The sequence below is a fragment of the Methylotuvimicrobium buryatense 5G genome, from assembly GCF_000341735.1.
Taxonomy (GTDB): Bacteria; Pseudomonadota; Gammaproteobacteria; order Methylococcales; family Methylomonadaceae; genus Methylotuvimicrobium; species Methylotuvimicrobium buryatense.
On sequence record NZ_KB455575.1, the window covers coordinates 4,213,382 to 4,233,020 of the forward strand.

Below are 19,639 nucleotides of genomic sequence, written 5' to 3' on the forward strand. Positions count from 1 at the left end.
TGGCTCACTGTCTGCTGTAGTAGGATCGTCCGACATTATTGAAAAATCAGTTTAAGTTTGCGTTCGGGGCGGCGGTAGTTCTATTTTGCGGGCATTTCTCGCGTAGTTGCGCCTATTACGTATAAATATCGAAGCGAATTTTTTATAAGCTAGGCCGTCGTCAGTTAATTTGCGGTGCGCAACGGCACGCTGGGCTCACTTTCTCAAGCAGGTCCCTATATTAGTGAGCAGAGCTGTTTATGGTTTTCGTTTGCCGGGTCAAGATGATTCCGCCTAACGGAGGTAAAGTCAAGTGTATCGATTGCTGGTGCCCCATCCAAGGCTCCGGTTCCGATAGTATCTCGCGGTTGCCGACATTGCTGCCTTCATAATAGGCAGAGTCTGAATTAAAGATTTCAAAATAAACCCCTTCGAAAGGCACGCCGATATGATAGTTTTCTCTAACAATCGGTGTGAAGTTAAGTATGATGATCAAATCATCGTTGGTGCCTTTGCGGCGGTAGCTGATAATCGATTGTTCGACATCATGGCAATCGATCCAGTCAAAGCCGCTGTGATTGAAGTCGTATTGGTGAAGTGCCGGGTGGTTTTTATACAAATGATTAAGATCTTTGACCAGAGTATGTAAACCTTGGTGTCTAGGGTGCTGCAATACATACCAATCCAAGGCTTGGTTGAAATTCCACTCTGTACCTTGCCCGAACTCGCAACCCATGAATAATAATTTTTTACCCGGGTAGGTAAACATCAAGGTATAAAGTAGGCGCAAATTCGCAAATTTTCGCCATTCGTCTCCCGGCATTCTGTTGAGTAACGAACCTTTGCCGTGAACGACTTCATCGTGAGAAAAAGGAAGGACGAAATTTTCGGTAAAGGCATAAAGAAGGCCGAAGGTCAGTTGATCGTGGTGATAACGCCTGTGTATCGGGTCGCGGCTTATATAATCGAGAATGTCATGCATCCAGCCCATGTTCCATTTCATCGAAAAACCCAGGCCTCCTGTCCAAGTCGGGCGGGTTACCTGAGGCCATGCAGTCGATTCTTCTGCCATCATGACCGTTCCGGGGTGTTGTTCATGGGTTACGGTATTGAGTTCGCGCAAAAAAGCGATGGCTTCGAGATTTTCGTTGCCGCCATACATGTTGGGAATCCAGTCGTTTTCATTGCGGGAATAATCCAAATAAAGCATCGATGCGACGGCATCGACCCTAAGACCGTCAAGATGAAATTCTTCGAGCCAAAATATCGCGCTCGCCAGTAAGAAATTTTTGACTTCGTTGCGCCCGAAGTTGAAGATCAGGGTGCCCCAATCTCTATGCTCGCCTTTGCGGGGGTCTTCGTGCTCATAGAGCGCGCTACCGTCGAATCGCGCCAGTGCAAAAAAGTCCTTCGGAAAATGCGCGGGAACCCAGTCCAGAATGACGCCGATATTGTTTTGATGAAAAAGGTCGATAAAATATCTAAAATCGTCGGGCGATCCATGTCGGCTGGTCGGAGCGAAGTAACCCGTCGATTGGTAACCCCAAGACGCATCGAAAGGATGCTCGGTGATAGGCAGTAATTCGATATGGGTAAAGCCCATGTCTTTGACGTATTGGATTAACTGTTTAGCGAGCTCACGGTAATTCAAGAAGTTGCCGGCATCGTCCCGTTGCCACGACCCCAAGTGCACTTCGTAAATCGACATCGGTTCGTGTAGCCAATCGCGGTTTTTACGATAAGTCATCCATTTCGCATCTTGCCATTGGTAAGCGTCTTCTTTGACGACGATCGAAGCGGTTTTAGGGCGATGCTCATATTGCTGGGCATAAGGGTCTGTTTTAATCAAAATTTCTTGGCTTTGACGGTTCAATATTTCAAACTTATATAAACACCCCGCGTCGAGGCCCGGAATAAAAAGCTCCCAGATCCCGCTGTTGCCTAGTACCCGCATTAAGTGACAGCGCCCGTCCCAGCGGTTAAAATCGCCTACCACGCTGACGCGTTCCGCGTTCGGGGCCCAAACGGTAAATAAAACGCCATCGATTCCGTCTACGTTGTATCGATGTGCGCCGAGTTTCTGGTAGATATGCCAATGCTTACCTTCGCCGAACAAATGACGATCGAATTCCGGCAATTGCTCGGGAAAGTCGTATGGGTCGTAATCGATGTGGTGTCGGCCTTCTTTGTCGATCCAAGAAAATCGATAATGTTCTGGTAATTCGCCTGGTTGAGCGGTATATTCAAAAAAGTCCGTTTCGGCGAGTCGAGGTATTTCAGGGCCTTTATCAGCAAAACGAACCGAATCGGCATAAGGCAAATGGAGTCTTATCTTTGTCAGGTTGTTTTCGCTTTGGCGGCCTAGAACGGAAAAAGGATCATGATGTTTGGCTTCAATGATTTTGCATAAATCATCACACGACGGCATATTGGATTGCTTTTTCACTTCGAAACGCCTCAATGTAGTAGAATGATTTTTATGAGAATGTTACCACCTAAGCAACAGATGTAATAGTCAATTCCAGAAGGGGAATTAAAATGTCAGAGTCAATCAATCAACCTCAAGATAGGTTCGTCAGTCATTTAACTAGAAATACAATTGCCTTGATTCTTGCGGGCGGCCGCGGCTCAAGGTTAAAAAATATGACTGATTGGCGTGCCAAGCCGGCGGTTCCTTTTGGAGGGAAATTCAGGATTATCGACTTTCCGTTATCCAATTGCATTAATTCCGGAATCAGAAAAATCGGCATTTTAACGCAATATAAAGCTGATTCTTTGATTCGACATATTCAACAAGGCTGGGGGTTTTTACGCGGCGAATTCGGTGAATATGTCGATTTGATGCCGGCTCAACAGCGTCTCGAAACGTCTTGGTATGAAGGAACTGCCGATGCGGTTTATCAGAATATCGATATTCTCCGAACCCGCCGGCCGGAGTATGTTTTGATATTAGCCGGCGATCATATCTATAAAATGGACTACGGCGAAATGCTCGCCGATCATGTGGCCAATAATGCCGACTTGACCATTGGCTGTCTCGAGGTAAGTCTGGAAGAGGCGACCGAATTCGGAGTCATGGACGTCGATCAAAATCGACGGGTAAAAGCATTTGTCGAAAAACCCGCCAATCCGCCTTCGATGCCGGGTAAGCCGGACAAAGCCTTGGCTTCGATGGGTATCTATGTATTCAATGCGGCATTTTTATTCGAGCAGTTGATCAAGGATGCCGACACCAAAGGCTCGAATCGGGATTTCGGTAAAGATATCATTCCCGCGGTTATCGATAAATATAGAGTCAATGCATACCCATTTCTGAACTTGCAGGGCGATCAAAGTTATTGGCGCGATGTGGGTACGATAGATGCGTATTGGGCGGCAAACATGGAGTTAATCGGCGTTAAGCCCGATTTAAACCTGTATGACAAAACTTGGCCGATTTGGACTTATCAGGAACAAACGCCGCCGGCGAAATTTGTCTTCGACGACGATAAAAGAAGAGGGCAGGCGGTTGATTCGATGGTGTCCGGCGGTTGCGTTATTTCCGGCGCCAAGGTCAGACATTCCTTGTTGTTTTCCAATGTTCGGGTTAATTCTTACACGACTTTAGAAGATGCTGTGGTGCTACCTGAAGTCAATATTGCAAGGCATTGCCGAATTACCAAGGCGATCATCGAGAAAGGTTGCGAAGTGCCCCAAGGCACGGTAATCGGTGAGAATCTCGAGGACGATAAAAAAAGATTTCATGTCAGCCCGGGCGGAGTCGTATTGGTTACCCCGGATATGTTAGGGCAGAGCAGGCACTATGTCAGATAATAAACTAAAGCTGGTGATATGTTGGCACATGCACCAGCCCGAGTATCGCGATTTGCAAACCGGCGAATTTCAATTGCCTTGGACTTACTTGCATGTCATGAAAGACTATGTCGATATGATAGCTCACCTTGAAGCGGCACCGGAAGCAAAAGCAGTGGTTAACTTTGCGCCGATTCTTCTGGAGCAGATCGAGGACTATGCCAGGCAAGTAGGGCGCTATCTGCATGATCGCATCTCATTCAAGGATCCGTTATTGGCGGCACTGGTTGCGCCGTCGATACCCTCGGATCCCGATGCACGGCTAAGACTGGTCAAGGATTGCATGCGTGCCAATCGGGAGCGGCAGATCGGACGATATCCGACGTTCCAGAAATTGGTCAAAATGGCAGAATGGATGGAGCAGAATCATGATGCATTGTGTTATATGAATTCTCAATTCATCAGTGATCTTCTGGTTTGGTATCACCTTGCCTGGATGGGTGAAAGTGTTAAATTGACTGATGTTAGGGTCAAGCGCTTGATCGCAAAAGGTTCAGGCTACACGTTGCATGAACGGATCGAAATTGTCGAGGTCATCGGTGAGCAATTGTCCACTGCAATATGTCGATATAAGGCATTAGCGAGAAAGGGGCGTATCGAGCTTTCGGTTACGCCCTATGCGCATCCGATTATGCCATTGTTAATCGATATCAAAAGTACCTTACAAGCAATGCCCGATGCTCCGCTTCCCGAGTTGGATACTTATCCGGGCGGCGAGGAAAGAGTGAAATGGCATCTGAAGCATGGTGTCGAAACCTTTAAACGATTTTTCGGATTCACGCCGAGAGGCTGTTGGCCATCCGAGGGGGCAGTCAGTACCGAGACATTAAAGATGCTCTCCGAGTTCGGTTTCGATTGGGCCGCAACAGGCGGTAATGTGTTGCATAACAGCTTGCGATTATCGGGCATCGATGGCGAGAGTCCGCATCATCCGTTTCGCGCTAGCGGAACCGGTATTCCTTGCTTTTTTAGGGACGATGGCTTGTCGGATTTGATCGGATTTGAATATTCCAAATGGCATGCCGACGATGCGGTTGCCGATTTGATCAATCATTTGGAACAAATCCACAAGCATGATACTTCTGCGAATAAGGTGGTATCCATTATTATGGATGGAGAAAATGCTTGGGAGTATTTTCCGCAAAACGGTTATCACTTTCTCAGTGCTCTCTATAAACGCTTAAGTCATCATCCCGTGATTCATCTAACAACATTTTCCGAATGCCTCGATCAACCGGTCGAAATTAAGTCGCTTCCGAATTTAATGGCTGGGAGTTGGGTATACGGAACTTTTTCTACCTGGATCGGCGATGTCGATAAAAATCGAGGTTGGGATATGTTGGGCGATGCCAAGTGGGCGTTTGACAAAGTCGTGTCTACCGGGCGCTTGACCGAGGAACAATTGGCTCTTGCCGAGCATCAGCTTGCTATTTGCGAGGGATCGGATTGGTTTTGGTGGTTCGGAGATTACAATCCGGGGGAGGCTGTCAGTAGCTTTGAAAAGCAGTTTCGTTTGAACTTAAGTAATCTCTATCTATTGTTGGGAGAAGAGCCGCCGGCTTATCTGGCATTATCGTTCACTCAGGGATCCGGAGCTCCCGCCATGGGCGGTACGATGAGGCCGGGTATTGAAAGCGTTTAGCCAGGGAAGCCGTTTGTGATTGATATTTTACATAGACGCCGTGCCGGAGTTTTATTGCACATTACTTCACTCCCAGGTAACAATGAGAATGGTAACTTGGGGCCGGAAGCTTATCGTTTTGTCGACTTTCTAAACAGTGTCGGCGTAACGGTATGGCAAACTTTACCTTTAAACATGCCGCACGATGACGGGTCCCCCTATCAATGCATCTCCGCTCATGCCGGTAATACCGCTTTGATCGATTTGGATAAGTTGGTTGATAAAGGTTGGCTTAGTCCTGGCGAGCGCTGTCAAGAGTGCGGCGGCAGTCCGTCATTTGCAAGGGAGTGCTTGCTTAATCATGCCTATTATGGTTTTAAGCTGCACGCGACCGAACACGAAAAAATTGAATTTACCAAATTTTGTATCGACAAAAAGTTCTGGTTGGATGATTACGCCTTATTTATCGCACTAAGAAAAGAATTCAATAACCTTAGCTGGAATCAATGGCCTGAACAGTATAAATCACGGAATATTTCGGCGCTTAAAGAAGCCTCCAGACGCTTAAGCACCGAAATCGAAGCCATTAAATTCGAGCAATTCGTATTCTTTACGCAGTGGCTAGAACTCAAAGATTATGCCTCGCGCCATGGCATATTGTTGTTTGGCGATATTCCTATTTTCGTTTCTTACGATAGCGCCGATGTGTGGGTTCATCCGGAGGTGTTCAAGTTGGATGAACAGTTTGAAATGTCGGTGGTTGCGGGAGTGCCTCCCGATTATTTTTCTGAAACGGGGCAGCGTTGGGGAAATCCGCATTACAATTGGTCTTACCTTAAAAAAAATGGTTTCCATTGGTGGCTTGATCGAATCAAAACACAGGTCGAAATGTTCGATATTATCCGTATCGATCATTTCAGGGGGTTAGAGGCCGCCTGGGAAATTCCGGTATCCGAGCCCACTGCAATGAATGGTTGCTGGGTCAAGGCGCCTGGACAAGCCTTGTTAAAGACGATTTTCGATGCGTTCGGGCCTATTGCATTGGTTGCGGAAGATTTAGGCGTTATTACCGATAAAGTCGAAAAACTCAGGGACGATTTCTCTTTGCCTGGCATGAAAATTCTGCAGTTCGCGTTCAGCGGCGGCCCGAGTAATCCTTATTTACCGGGTAATCTGGATAAAAACAGCGTTGTTTATACCGGCACGCACGATAACGATACCACCTTGGGATGGTACCGTCAGATCAGCGAGCAAGAGCAAGCTTATGTTTATGAATACTTAGGGCAGCCTGCCAGCTCGATGCCCTATACGCTAATACAAGCTGCTTTAGCTTCGGTTGCTAATCTCGCGATCATTCCGATGCAGGACATTCTTGAGTTAGATACCGAGCATCGCATGAATATTCCCGGTACGACTGAAGGCAATTGGCTGTGGCGTTTTACTTGGGATCAATTATTACCTCTGCACATGCAACGTTTAGCGCGTGCGATTAAATTATATGGACGAGATTAAGTCGGGTGAAGGTTGCCGAAGATTTGTTTGGGTTTGTCTTTCGCTAAAATCTGGTTGGCAAAGGGTAATTTGAATTGACACTTTAAGGTTTCAGTCAGGATAATCCGTCTATGGTTCATGCCGATATGACGGTTACCCTTCAATGCAGTGAATGTGGTTAAAAGATTTATGAAATTAGGAAAAAATGAATGAGATATTGGCATTCCAGGCATAACCCCGAACTCACTATATCGTCTCAAGAAATCCAACACATCAGTCAAACCATTAGCCGTACCTATCATCCTTTGCAATTCAGTCAGGCTGAGCCACTTAATTTTCCACAGCTCATTATTTTACCGATAGATCCCTATCACCTTCATGCCTATTGGCGTATCGCCGGTGCTACACCTTTGCTGCAGATGGCGAATAGTCCGTTGATATTACGTTTATTTTGGCAAATTGATTGGGAGGATGCTCAAGATCATCTGCGTCCATGGTTTGATGCCTGCGTGGTATCCGCGCAGGCCAATGCTAAGATTGAATTGCCGGTTGCCGGCGCAATTTATACTGCGGCGATTGGTCAATGCGACAATAATGGGGACTTTATTGTATATGTTCGCTCGCAGCCTGTTATTATGCCTTCTTCTGCGATGACGCCGGTGACCGCGCTAACAAGGCCTTTAGCCTTTGACGAAGCCGATATTGACGCTCAAATTCGGCAAACATTAGGCAAGCCGCATGCCGAAGATATCCCATTTTCACCGGTGTCTCCTATTCACATGACATCGGCGGAACGAGTTGAGCTTCGTGATATGGATAGTTATTCGAGTTCCAGTATATCCTGTCTACAGATATAGCAATAAAACTCACTTAGGAATATGCACAAAATAACTTGTACAAGTAGCAGACTTTGCGGCGGTTCGGCAGCAAATTCCAGTTTGAACATCTTCTCGCAGTTTAGGGTGTGGACCATGTTTGACGCGGAATGCCGTGAACCCGTCCGAAGGAGCTTGGCGGCGGCTAAGCGCCAAGCATCCCCCGCACCCTTTTTGATCCCCAAACTGGGAATTGCCGACCAGCCTCCCTTCCAACAGTTGTTGAAATTATCTCATGCTCGTTCCTTAGGCACTTAAGATGGATAGGGGCGGTTTATGCATTGTATTACATGCCCATTTGCCTTATGTACATCATCCCGAGTATGAGCATTTTTTTGAAGAGCGCTGGTTATTCGAAGCGATAACCGAGTGTTATTTGCCGCTTCTTGACATGTGCGAGCGCTTGACACGGGATCGCGTGCCATATCGACTGACGCTGTCGTTATCGCCAACCTTGTTGACTATGTTGAATAATGAGTTATTGCAACAGCGCTATGTGCGCCATTTGCAAGGTTTAATCAGATTAGCCGAGCAGGAAATTTCAAGGACTCGCAAGCAATCTGAGCATCAGTATTTGGCTCGATTATATCGACGTAATTTCAAGGCGGCATTGCAGCGTTATCAACAGGCGTATGATTGCGATTTAATCGCGGCTTTCAAAAAACAGGCTGAATTAGGCGGTCTGGAATTGATTACCTGCGCGGCTACCCACGGTTTTTTGCCGTTACTGAACGTTTCCGAAAGTGCGGTGCGCAATCAGATCAACATGGGCGTTGAAACTTTCAAACAGTGCTTCGGTTTTATGCCAAAAGGATTTTGGTTGCCCGAATGCGGTTATTACCCTGGTTTGGAAGCGCTGCTTGACGAAGCCGGTTTGGGTTATTTTTTTGTGGATAGCCATGGTTTGACTCAAGCAAACCCGCAATCTGAAAATGGCGTCTATGTGCCTATAGTCTGTGCGAACGGTGTGGCGGCGTTTGCCCGTGATCCCGAATCATCGCGTCAAGTCTGGAGCGCGCAGGAAGGCTATCCGGGAGACAGCGACTATCGTGAATATCATTGCGATATCGGTTATGATTCCACTATTCCGGAAAGTTATCTCGCACCGTATTTATTGGAAGAAACGATTCGTGTACCCGTCGGCATCAAATATCAGCGAGTGACGGGAGGGAGTGGCCCGAAAGAGGCTTATCGGCCGCGTCAGGCACTGATGAAGGCGAGGCGCCATGCTCAAGACTTTTATTTGAAGCGGCAACGGCAGCTTGACGATCTGAGCTATCGGATGGGGAAATCGCCGATTATTGTAGCTCCCTACGACGCTGAATTGTTCGGTCATTGGTGGTTCGAGGGGCCGCAATGGCTGGAGTTTTTATTGCGCCTAGTTGGCGGTAATAAGTCGGGAATGCAATTGGTCAGTGGCGGCGATTATTTAGCGCGTTTTCATAACTTGCAAACCGCAACGCCTTCGGCATCGAGTTGGGGCGAACAAGGCTATTCAGGATACTGGCTCAATGAAACCAATGCTTGGATTTATCCTGTTTTACACAAATCGGCGATGTTGATGGAGGAATTGGCCGATGAGTTTCAACAAGTTCCCCGTTATTCCTTGGAGGAACGGGTATTGAATCAGGCGGCTCGTTCGTTATTATTGGCACAGGCCTCGGATTGGCCGTTCATCATGAAGTCAGGAACGACCGTCGAGTACGCTAAAAAGCGTATTCTCGACCATTTGGCTCGATTTAATTATCTGCAAGAAAGTGTTCGCACTCATACAATTAACGAACACTATTTGGCAGCGTTAGAAGTGATGGATGATATTTTTCCGATGCTTGATTTTCGGACTTATAAAACACAAACGCGGACAACATACTAAGCTAAGAATTTCGCGATAAATATACCCGTCGTAGATCAAAATTCGGCGCCGGGGTGTTCGCTAAAGGACGCCGTGAATACGCACAGGTAGGCTCTATGCCAGCTCCATGCTGGCAAAGCCTTTGTCGGACACCCCTGCGCCTCCTCGGGCGCTGCCGAAATTTGAAGTGCGAAAGGTATAGCTTCCGGGGGTTATGAGCTTTTTCAAGGGTTCGATAACTCGGTTGGCAGGACTTTGTGAACCCGGCACCTAAATTATCGAAGGCAGTTAGCCATAGCCAACAGGCTATGTAATTTAGCCGCTGGGTGAATACTTTCGTGAAGGCTTGACGGCGGCCGACACCTCTCAAGCGAGCAACCGAACCCTCCATAAAAGAGGGAAGTTATTTATGAGCAAATCCTAAGGGCAGCGGGATGATAAATCTTTTAATTGGCATGATAGGTCTGATTTATGGCAAAGCAAAATACAACTAAAACCAGAAGCTCAACAAAAAAAGCAACAACGACTAAGGCTTCCGAAAAGCCGACGACAGAGAGTCAAGCGGCGCTAACGTCTGAGGCGGAGGCGGATGCGGTGCCGGAGATACAGAATTCAAGCGCTGCTGTGTCTACGGTAAAAGACGCCCCTAAAGCAGAGTCTCCGACAATGGAAAAGTCGATTTTGGCGGATGATGCGCCGAAGCCTAATCTATCGTCTGAGTCCAAAACGGCACCGAAATCTAAAGCAACCCCGAAAGCAAAAGCGGCTTCTTCGGAAGTCACTTCTTCGCCTAAGACGACGATTACAAAAGTGGCGCAAGCGGAGCCGGAGAAAAAAGCAGCACCAAAAGTTGCGAGTCCGGTAAAGCCTCCTGCGACTCCAAAAGCTAAAGCCGCTCCAAAAAACAAGTTTGCTGAAAAAGCCAAGACTGCGCCTAACGTCAAGACGCCGACTCAAACTAAGGATGAAGAGAAGGCTAAAGCCGAAATAGAAGCGAAGGATTCTCCGAAAACTAAGTCTGCAGCGGAAGTTAAGCCGGCCGAATCTGATCGGCAGATTAAAGCAGCGGAAACGAATGCGCCGGAATCGACGTCATTATCGCCGGCACCGGTGTTGCCCGTTGTTCCGCAAAACGAGACGGCGCTCAATATTGTTGCTTCGAAGGGGAAGGCTACGCCTAGCCAACCCTCCGCAAAAACCGTCCCTAAACAGTCCGATTCCGCTGGCGAAACGCAAGTCAAAACGCCCTCCAATGTCGACGAACCCTTATACTTGGAGCCCAAGACGACATTTATCACGCCTTTTCCTGAGGTCGCTCAAGCAACCTCCGTCAGCCCTGATATACCGTCGGAAAAGCTTCATCGACAGACCGATTACAGCAAGGCAGAGACAATAGCGCGCACACCGGAACCTTCGGCGCCGGAGCCCGTTGCCGACATGATGTCGCAACTCGAGCATGCACCATACCACGACAAACCCGGTCCCGACTATCCGCATATGTTTGTCGTGCAGATTACTCCGGAATTGGCTCCTCTGGCAAAGGTCGGAGGTTTGGCGGATGTTGTGACCGGTTTGAGCCGCGAACTGGAATTGCGAGGACACAGTGTCGAAATTATTTTGCCCAAATACGATTGTATGCATTACGATCATATTTGGGGCTTATGCAAAACCTATGACGACCTTTGGGTGCCCTGGTATAACGGCCATATTCATTGCACGGTCTGGTTCGGTTTCGTTCATGGCCGTAAATGCTTTTTCATAGAGCCGCACTCCCCGGAGAACTTCTTCAATCGCGGCACGATTTACGGCTTTAATGACGACGTGCTGCGTTATGCGTTCTTTTGCCGCGCCGCATTAGAATTTCTTTGGAAATCCGGCAAGCATCCCGATGTGATTCATTGCCATGATTGGCAAACGGCATTGGTTCCGGTGTTTTTATATGAAATCTATCAGAATTTAGGCTTATGGCATCCGAGGGTATGTTTTACGATCCACAATTTTAAACATCAAGGGTTGACGGGCGACTTCTTATTGAATGCGACGGGCCTGCATCGGCCGGAGTATTATTTTCATCATGATCGCTTGTTGGATAATCGGATTCCGCATGCGTTGAATTTGATGAAAGGCGGTATAGTCTATTCCAACTTCGTTACGACGGTATCGCCGCGTTATGCCGGTGAAACCAAGGACGGCGGTCAAGGATTCGGTTTGGAGCCGACCCTTCATACGCATCATTATAAGTTCGGCGGTGTGGTCAACGGGATCGATTATGATGTCTGGAATCCCGAAATCGATCCGCATATCGCGGCTCCCTTTGCTGTAGACAGGGTAGACAATAAATATCTCAATAAACGGGCTTTACGCGATCGCTTGTTGCTAGCGGATAATGAAAAACCGATTATTGCTTTCGTCGGGCGGCTCGATCCTCAGAAAGGGTTGGACTTGGTTCGTCATGCATTGTTTTATTCATTGAATCACCGGGCCCAGTTTGTGTTGCTCGGCTCCAGTCCCGAGCGAGATATCAATAGCTATTTCTGGGAGTTGAAGCGGCATTTGAACGACAGTCCCGATTGCCATATCGAAGTCGGCTTCGACGAAGGCTTGGCGCATCTGATTTATGCCGGTGCGGATATGATCGTCGTGCCTAGTTTATTCGAACCTTGCGGTTTGACGCAGTTGATATCGATGAAATACGGCACGGTTCCGATCGTTCGCGAGGTCGGAGGGTTGGCCGATACGGTATTCGATAAGGATCATGCGCATCATAAAGCCTTGCACGAGCGCAACGGCTATGTTTTTAGGGATTACAACAATGAAGGGCTGGAGTCGGCATTGTCGCGCGCGATCGATTGTTATTATCAATTTCCGGATCATTTTCGGGAGTTGATGAAAAATGCAATGCGTTACGATTATTCCTGGAAATATCCCGGTCAACATTACCTGAATATCTACGATTATATTCGTAACAAATAAAGAGGCCGATTGATGAGGATGTATAACTTGTTCCCCCTGTTGGCAGGTCACTTCGGGCAGTGGGAAGTTCATTTGGAAAGGGCCGCGGCGATGCGGTTCGATTGGGTTTTCGTCAACCCGTTACAAAAAACCGGGGCATCCGGCAGCCTGTATTCTATTGCCGATTATTTTCAGTTAAACCCGCTGTTGGTCGATCCGAAATCCAAAAAAACCGCGGAGCAACAATTGCAGGCTTTGATTCAACAGGCTGAGAAAAAATACCGAATCCGCTTTATGACCGATTTGGTATTGAATCACTGTGCGATCGATTCGCCCTTGTTGAAACAGCACCCCGAATGGTTTGTTCACGAGCATGGTCAGGTTCAGCGCCCTTTTTGTCTCGAAGACGGCGGCCATAAGGTGGTATGGGAGGATTTAGCACAATTCGATCATGGCCGAAGTCACGATAATGGGCTTTATGCCTATTATCGTAAAATTATCGAGTCATACATCGATCTGGGTTTTAAAGGCTTTCGTTGCGATGCCGCCTATCAATTAGCGCCCGAACTTTGGCGGCAATTGATTACGGATACGAAACAAAAACATCCCGATGTGGTGTTTACCGCTGAAACGCTAGGCTGCAGCGCCGAGCGAACCAAGCAAACCGCGCAAGCCGGGTTTGATTATATTTTCAATAGTTCCAAATGGTGGGACTTCGAAAGCCCTTGGTTACCGGAACAGTATCAATTATTGCGCCAAGCCGCCCCTTCGATCAGTTTTCCCGAAAGCCACGATACGCCTCGTTTATTTGCCGAAAGCAACGGCAATGCCGAAGCCTTAAAGCAGCGTTACTTATTTTCCGCAGTATTCAGCAGCGGCGTGATGATGCCGATGGGTTACGAATACGGTTTTAGTAAACCGCTGCATGTGGTGCATACTCGGCCTGAGGACTGGGAAACTACCGAGGTGGATTTGACTGAGTTTATTACTCAAGTCAACACCATGAAAGCCGATTACCCTGTATTTCAGGAAGAGGGGCCTTTTAACCTAATTGGTTATCCGCAGTCGCCGATACTTTTTTTCTGGAAAGCCAGCCTATCCGGACAACAAGAAGCTTTGATCTTGTTAAATAAGGACCCTTGGCAGCGTCATGAGTTTTCGACGCCCGATCTATATCAATATGTTCAGTCGCGTGCGCCGTTTACCGATCTCTCACCGGAGTATCCGCTAGCTTATGTGCCGAGTCCTTATCATTTCGACTTGTTGCCGGGCATGGTTCGAGTAATGGTTACTACACAAGCTGTTTGACAAAATTCGAATTTTATAACTACAGGTGCCTAACGACGCCGAATCGATGCTAAACCAGGATAGCACATTAGAACAGGAGAGCGGGAACCGGGCTTGTCGAGGCAAGCTGAGCTATCCCCACCCGAATGATATACCTTTCGCACTTTAAATTTCGGCATTAGCCTATGGAGGTGCCGGGGTGTTCGGCAAAGGCTTTGATAGCATGGATGCTATCATAGAGCCTACATGGACGTATTTACGGCGTCCTTTGACGAGCACCCCGGCACCGAAATTTGACAAGCAAGGGGTATAAATTCGCGGGCTTCCCGCAAAAGCAGATGAGTAAAACAAAACTGTCCACAGAATTACAGTGTCTTATTGATGCCAAAAGCAGTGATCCCTTTGCCGTTTTAGGTCGCCATCCCATGGATGACAAACAGGTTGTGGTCCGCGCTTTTTTGCCGCATGCCGAAACCGTGGCCTTGGCTGAAGGAAACTTGCCATTGACTCGAATCGAGGGTACGGCTCTTTTCGAATGGCATGGCTTAGCATCACAAGTCCCTCCATGCTATCGACTGATTTGGCGCGATCAAGACCATTACGAGCACATTGGTTATGATCCTTATTGTTATGCGCCGCAATTATCGGATTACGATTTACATTTATTCAGTGAAGGTAAACATTGGCATGCTTACCGTTTACTGGGGGCGAGAGTCCATGAAGTCGAAAACGTCGCCGGCGTGCTGTTTTCGGTGTGGGCGCCTAATGCATCGCGAGTTAGCGTAGTCGGCGATTTTAATCGCTGGGATGGCCGTTGCCATCAAATGCGGGTGCGCGGTAATGGCGTTTGGGAGCTTTTTATTCCAGGCTTAGAGCCCGGCTTGGTTTATAAGTATGAAATTCGCGCGAAGAATGGCGATATTTTATTAAAAACAGATCCTTACGGTCGGTTTTATGAGGTTCGCCCGAATACGGCCAGTATTGTAACGGCAAACGATAATTTTAATTGGCATGACCAAAAATGGTTGAAACAGCGTGAGAAGTTCGATTGGCAGCACAAGCCGATTAGCATCTACGAGGTGCATTTGGGGTCTTGGCAACGAGGTTCCGAAGGAGAGTTATTAAATTACCGGCAATTGGCGGTGGCCTTGGTGGAATATGCTAAGACCCTGGGCTTTACCCATCTTGAGTTATTGCCGGTTACTGAGCATCCCTATGATAAATCGTGGGGTTACCAAACGACCGGGTACTATGCTCCGACTAGTCGATTCGGTAGTCCTGAAGATTTTCGCTGGTTTGTCGATTATTGTCATCAGCACGAGATCGGTGTCATTCTCGATTGGGTGCCGGCGCATTTTCCGAAAGATGCGCATGCGCTTGCATGGTTCGACGGCACATCGCTTTACGAGCATGAAGATCCAAGGCTCGGCGAACATCGTGATTGGTCGACATTGATTTTTAATTTCGGTCGCTATGAAGTTAAGAACTTTTTGATCTCGAGCGCTCTATTCTGGCTCGAGGAATATCATGTAGACGGTTTGCGAGTCGATGCGGTAGCGTCAATGTTGTATCTCGATTACTCCCGTGAGGAAGGCGAGTGGATACCCAATAAATACGGCGGTCGCGAAAATTTGGAGGCTATCGACTTTTTACGATCATTAAACGAAATTACCCATCAGCAAGTTCCCGGCGTGTTGATCATGGCCGAAGAGTCGACCGCTTGGCCGCAAGTCACTAAACCTCCGTATGTCGGTGGGTTGGGCTTCGATTTGAAGTGGAATATGGGCTGGATGAACGATACGTTGCGCTACATGGAAAAAGAGTCGATTTATCGCCAATACCATCAGGGAGAATTAACCTTTAGTCTGATTTACGCCTTTACGGAAAATTTTTTGTTGCCGTTTTCTCACGATGAAGTGGTTCACGGCAAGCAATCGATGTTATATAAAATGCCCGGCGATGAGTGGCAGCGCTTTGCTAATTTGCGTTTGGTGTATTTTTATATGTTTACCCACCCCGGCAAAAAGTTGCTCTTCATGGGTTGTGAATTCGGTCAAGGGCGCGAATGGGACAGCAGTCAAGTGCTTGATTGGTATGTGTTGGCCTATCCTTTTCACCAAGGACTGCAACATCTCGTAAAGACGCTGAATCACACCTATCAAAAGGAGACGGCTTTACATGCCAATGATTTTACCGATGCGGGGTTTGAGTGGATCGACTGTCACGATGCCCATAACTCGGTGCTGATCTATATCCGCAAGGCTGCCGATACGGGAGAGTTTTTGATTATAGCTCTGAACTTTACTCCGGTCCCTCGTGAGTATTATCACATTGGTGTGCCGGCGGCTGGGCGTTATGACGAAATCCTTAACTCCGATGCGCAGGAATTCGGCGGCAGCGGGGTGGTCAATTCGCCGGATGGTATTTGGACTCAGGAGCAGGCCTGGATGAATCGGCCTCACTCGCTCTATATAACCTTGCCGCCTTTAGGAGGAGTCGTCTTAAAACACAACCAAACGGCACCCGGTCCGCAAGCGGTGTTGACGCCTCCCAAAAAGAATTAATCTTGAAAAAAAACCAGGCTAAATTCAAATGATTTAGCCTGGTGGATTTTATATCAGCATTTTGATTCTCGCCTCAGCTATAAAAGCCGAATGCTTGACTTGCTCCTAGCTTGGATTCAAGTTATAAGTGCAATAAAATATTCGGTGAATTAGCCGGGAAGACAACGGTTTGTATTAGTCGTCATCTTTGCGGCTTTTTTGTTTTGGGATCGGTAATAATGGGACCTGGTAGCCGGCTATAATTTTTTGAATGTCATCGAAATGTTCGTCAATGAGCCGGTTGAGCATTTCTTTTCGCGCCTTATCTCCATATCGAACCCCCATTGCTATTGAAAAATCGAATTTCATGCCGGGTGACGAACTCATAGGGATGGCAGTGAAGCTACCTTTTGGGCTTTGCGAGAGCACATGGCCCGCCATCGGCCCCCAGATTACAGCCATATCAATTATTCCGGCTTTTAGATCCTTATCGATCTGCATAGCGACATTGTTTTCGTCATCGCCGGTCATGGTTTGGTAAGGCACGCCTTGATCGATTAAGCCCAATTTTTGCAGCCAAGCCGTACCAGGCCCCCTGTCGAACATCGCGATGCGTAACGATTCTTGACGCTGGAGGGGCAGGTCGTTCAGCTGTTCCGCCGACTCGATATCGTCCCAGCCACGATTTTTGGCGATTAGCAAGACATAGGTCGAATGATAATAGGGCTTGGTTGTCAAGGTTCGATCGTAACCGGCCGGGACGCCTATGACGACATCGCATTTATACTCGTCTTCGGAATCGCCGACTGTCGCGGTCAGTGTGTTGCGGATAAAGCCCATGCGATTGGGAAACCAAGTGTACTCAAGTTCTTGCCCTAACTTTTTGGCAAATAATTCGGCAATTTTATTTTCGAAGCCATCGCCGTTTTTAGTGGAATACGGAGGATCCAACGGGTCTGCGCATACTCTGAATTTGTCTTCGGCATTGGCTGTGGAGGTTATGGCGGCACATAACAAACCGCTAAATAATAAAGTCCTGAGAGTCATTCTTTCTCCTGGTGAGTTCGGAACTAGATCGAATAGTTTAATGTATCTGAGTCGTAAAGGCTAAGTTACAACGCAGGCATTATTGGGTTCCGGTTCTGTGGGGTGTGTCGGTCAAAAAAAAACCCCGGACGAAAAATCGACCGGGGTTTGTTTCTATCTAAAAATCAGATATTTTCTTAATTAGGCAATGCGAATACAGTTAATGTGCCGCCCAATTTAGTGTAAGAGCTTAAGCTTCTGTATGCGCCGACCGCTCCTAAACCTTCAGAGTTAGAAGATTCTTCGCCGGAGTCGAGTCCCGCAGCAATACCGATACCAGCCCAGCCGCCGACGCCTGACAGTACGCCGACATATTGTTTGCCTTCGTATTCCCAAGTATTGACGTTACCAATGATGCCGGAAGGTGTTTTAAATCTGTAAAGCTCTTTACCGGTCTTCGCGTCAACCGCTTTCAGGTAGCCTTCCAGAGTGCCGTAGAAAACGACACCGCCGGCAGTAGCCAGCGAGCCTGACCATACCGAGAATTGCTCTTTGTTAGACCAAATGATTTTACCGGTTGTAGCATCCCAAGCAGTAAATTGACCTAAGTTGTTGGAGCCGTCTTCCTTGCCGGTGATGACATCTTTACCGGCGGGGAACATAGACAACGTCGCGCCAACATATGGTTGTCCGGCAGTGTATTCAACCTCGAACGGTTCATAGTCCATGCAAACGTGGTTGCCGGAAATATAGAAATAACCGGTTTGCGGAGAGTAAGAAACAGGCTGTTGGTTTTTGCTTCCTAATGCCGCAGGGCAAACGCCTTCAGTGTTGACGTCTTCGCCGTTGTATTCCGTGCTGTATTGAGAAACGACTTGCGGACGGCCGGATTTCATGTCGACATGAGACGCCCAGTTAACCGCTTTGTCGAATTTTTCGGCAACCAACAATTCGCCTGTGACGCGGTCCAGTGTGTAGCCGAAACCGTTACGGTCAAAGTGAACGGCAGTTTTGCGCATTTGGCCTTTGATTTCTTGATCGACTAGCGCGACTTCGTTGATGCCGTCGTAATCCCATTCGTCATGCGGAGTCATTTGGTAAACCCATTTGACTTCGCCGGTGTCTGCGTTACGAGCCCACAATGACATCGACCACTTGTTGTCGCCAGGGCGTTGCGCCGGGTTCCAAGTCGAAGGGTTGCCGGATCCGTAATAAACCAGGTTCAATTCAGGATCGTAGCTGTACCAGCCCCAAGTGGTGCCGCCGCCGATTTTCCATTGGTCGCCTTCCCAAGTGCTGGTGCTCGAATCTTTACCGACCGGTTGGACTTTACCGTCTTTCCAAGTGGTGGTTTTAGTTGGATTGATCAAAGTGTCGGCATCAGGTCCCATGCTGTAGCCTTTCCAATCCAACTCGCCGGTGCGAATGTTGTAAGCCGCCAAGAAGCCGCGTACGCCGAATTCACCGCCGGAGATACCGGTGATGACTTTGTCTTTAACGACTAATGGAGCTTGAGTGTTGGTCATGCCCAATTTAGGATCGCCGTTTTGAACGCTCCATACCCGTTTACCTGTTTTGGCATCCAACGCAGTTAATACGGTATCGGATTGTTGCAGGAAGATTTTACCGTCGCCGTAAGCTAAACCGCGGTTGACGGTGTCGCAACACATCACAGGAATAGTGACGTCGGCATCTTGCTGCGGAGTGTATTCCCAAATAACCGCTTGTGTTTTTTGATCGATCGCATAAACGGTGTTAGGGAATGGAGTGTGAATATACATGACGTCATTGACAACCAGAGGGCCGCCTTCATGGCCGCGCAGAACGCCGGTTGAAAAAGTCCATGCCGGTTGCAGGTTTTTGACGTTAGAAGTGTTGATTTGTTTGAGTTCGCTGTAACGGGTACCATGATAGTTACCGCCCCAAGTCGCCCAGTTCGCTGGGTTCTTGGTCAATTTTTCAACTTCGCTATTCGCTTGAGATACTGCAGGTACTGCAAGCAAGGCAGCGACAGTTGAGGCAATCAGCCAGCTTTTGACAGGCTTCTTCATATATTTCCTCCTGGTATCCTGTTACACGACAGAATACGGGTTATGATTTTTAAGACTAATATTAGTTTTAAGTAATTTATGGGGCGACGATCATTCCCTCTACCGGAGAA

Annotated in this window: 11 protein-coding genes; 8 read left to right on the forward strand and 3 right to left on the reverse strand. The window is 47.8% G+C overall.

Features of this window, described 5'->3' with window-relative positions:
* Positions 1-220: 220 nt before the first annotated feature.
* On the reverse strand, positions 221-2,407 hold the full coding sequence (glgB, locus tag METBU_RS0118910; protein WP_085986420.1) for a 1,4-alpha-glucan branching protein GlgB: 2,187 nt from the start codon (positions 2,405-2,407) through the stop codon (positions 221-223).
* A 110-nt stretch (positions 2,408-2,517) separates the two neighbouring features.
* Between glgB (METBU_RS0118910) and glgC the strand changes: the two genes are divergently transcribed.
* From glgC to glgB (METBU_RS0118955), 8 genes are all read left to right on the forward strand, one after another.
* The gene (gene glgC, locus METBU_RS0118915) at positions 2,518-3,792 is read left to right on the forward strand and encodes a glucose-1-phosphate adenylyltransferase (RefSeq protein WP_017842107.1); all 1,275 of its coding nucleotides are present in this window, start codon (positions 2,518-2,520) and stop codon (positions 3,790-3,792) included.
* On the forward strand, positions 3,782-5,473 hold the full coding sequence (locus tag METBU_RS0118920; protein WP_017842108.1) for a glycoside hydrolase family 57 protein: 1,692 nt from the start codon (positions 3,782-3,784) through the stop codon (positions 5,471-5,473). Before glgC ends, METBU_RS0118920 begins: the two co-directional genes overlap by 11 nt.
* A 15-nt stretch (positions 5,474-5,488) precedes the next feature.
* Entirely contained in the window at positions 5,489-6,964 is a 1,476-nt protein-coding gene (gene malQ / locus METBU_RS0118925; protein WP_017842109.1) for a 4-alpha-glucanotransferase, read from the forward strand.
* 188 nt (positions 6,965-7,152) lie between these two features.
* The gene (locus METBU_RS0118935; protein WP_017842111.1) at positions 7,153-7,800 is read left to right on the forward strand and encodes a DUF4912 domain-containing protein; all 648 of its coding nucleotides are present in this window, start codon (positions 7,153-7,155) and stop codon (positions 7,798-7,800) included.
* A 277-nt stretch (positions 7,801-8,077) separates the two neighbouring features.
* The gene (locus METBU_RS0118940) at positions 8,078-9,691 is read left to right on the forward strand and encodes a glycoside hydrolase family 57 protein (RefSeq protein ID WP_017842112.1); all 1,614 of its coding nucleotides are present in this window, start codon (positions 8,078-8,080) and stop codon (positions 9,689-9,691) included.
* Between the two features lie 450 nt (positions 9,692-10,141).
* Positions 10,142-12,643, forward strand: coding sequence for a glycogen synthase GlgA (locus tag METBU_RS28805; RefSeq protein WP_235726427.1), 2,502 nt, complete (start codon positions 10,142-10,144; stop codon positions 12,641-12,643).
* A gap of 12 nt (positions 12,644-12,655) precedes the next feature.
* Positions 12,656-13,930: an alpha-amylase family glycosyl hydrolase gene (locus METBU_RS0118950; RefSeq protein WP_026130326.1), complete on the forward strand. Its 1,275-nt coding sequence runs from the start codon at positions 12,656-12,658 to the stop codon at positions 13,928-13,930.
* A 317-nt stretch (positions 13,931-14,247) separates the two neighbouring features.
* A complete protein-coding gene (gene glgB / locus METBU_RS0118955) occupies positions 14,248-16,473 on the forward strand; it encodes a 1,4-alpha-glucan branching protein GlgB (protein ID WP_017842115.1) in 2,226 nt (741 codons plus the stop codon).
* Positions 16,474-16,647: 174 nt separating this feature from the next.
* Here glgB (METBU_RS0118955) and METBU_RS0118960 read toward each other — a convergent pair whose 3' ends face one another.
* Positions 16,648-17,499, reverse strand: a complete 852-nt coding sequence (locus tag METBU_RS0118960; RefSeq protein WP_017842116.1) for a quinoprotein dehydrogenase-associated putative ABC transporter substrate-binding protein — start codon at positions 17,497-17,499, stop codon at positions 16,648-16,650.
* 176 nt (positions 17,500-17,675) lie between these two features.
* Positions 17,676-19,529, reverse strand: coding sequence for a methanol/ethanol family PQQ-dependent dehydrogenase (locus METBU_RS0118965; protein WP_017842117.1), 1,854 nt, complete (start codon positions 19,527-19,529; stop codon positions 17,676-17,678).
* Positions 19,530-19,639: the final 110 nt, after the last annotated feature.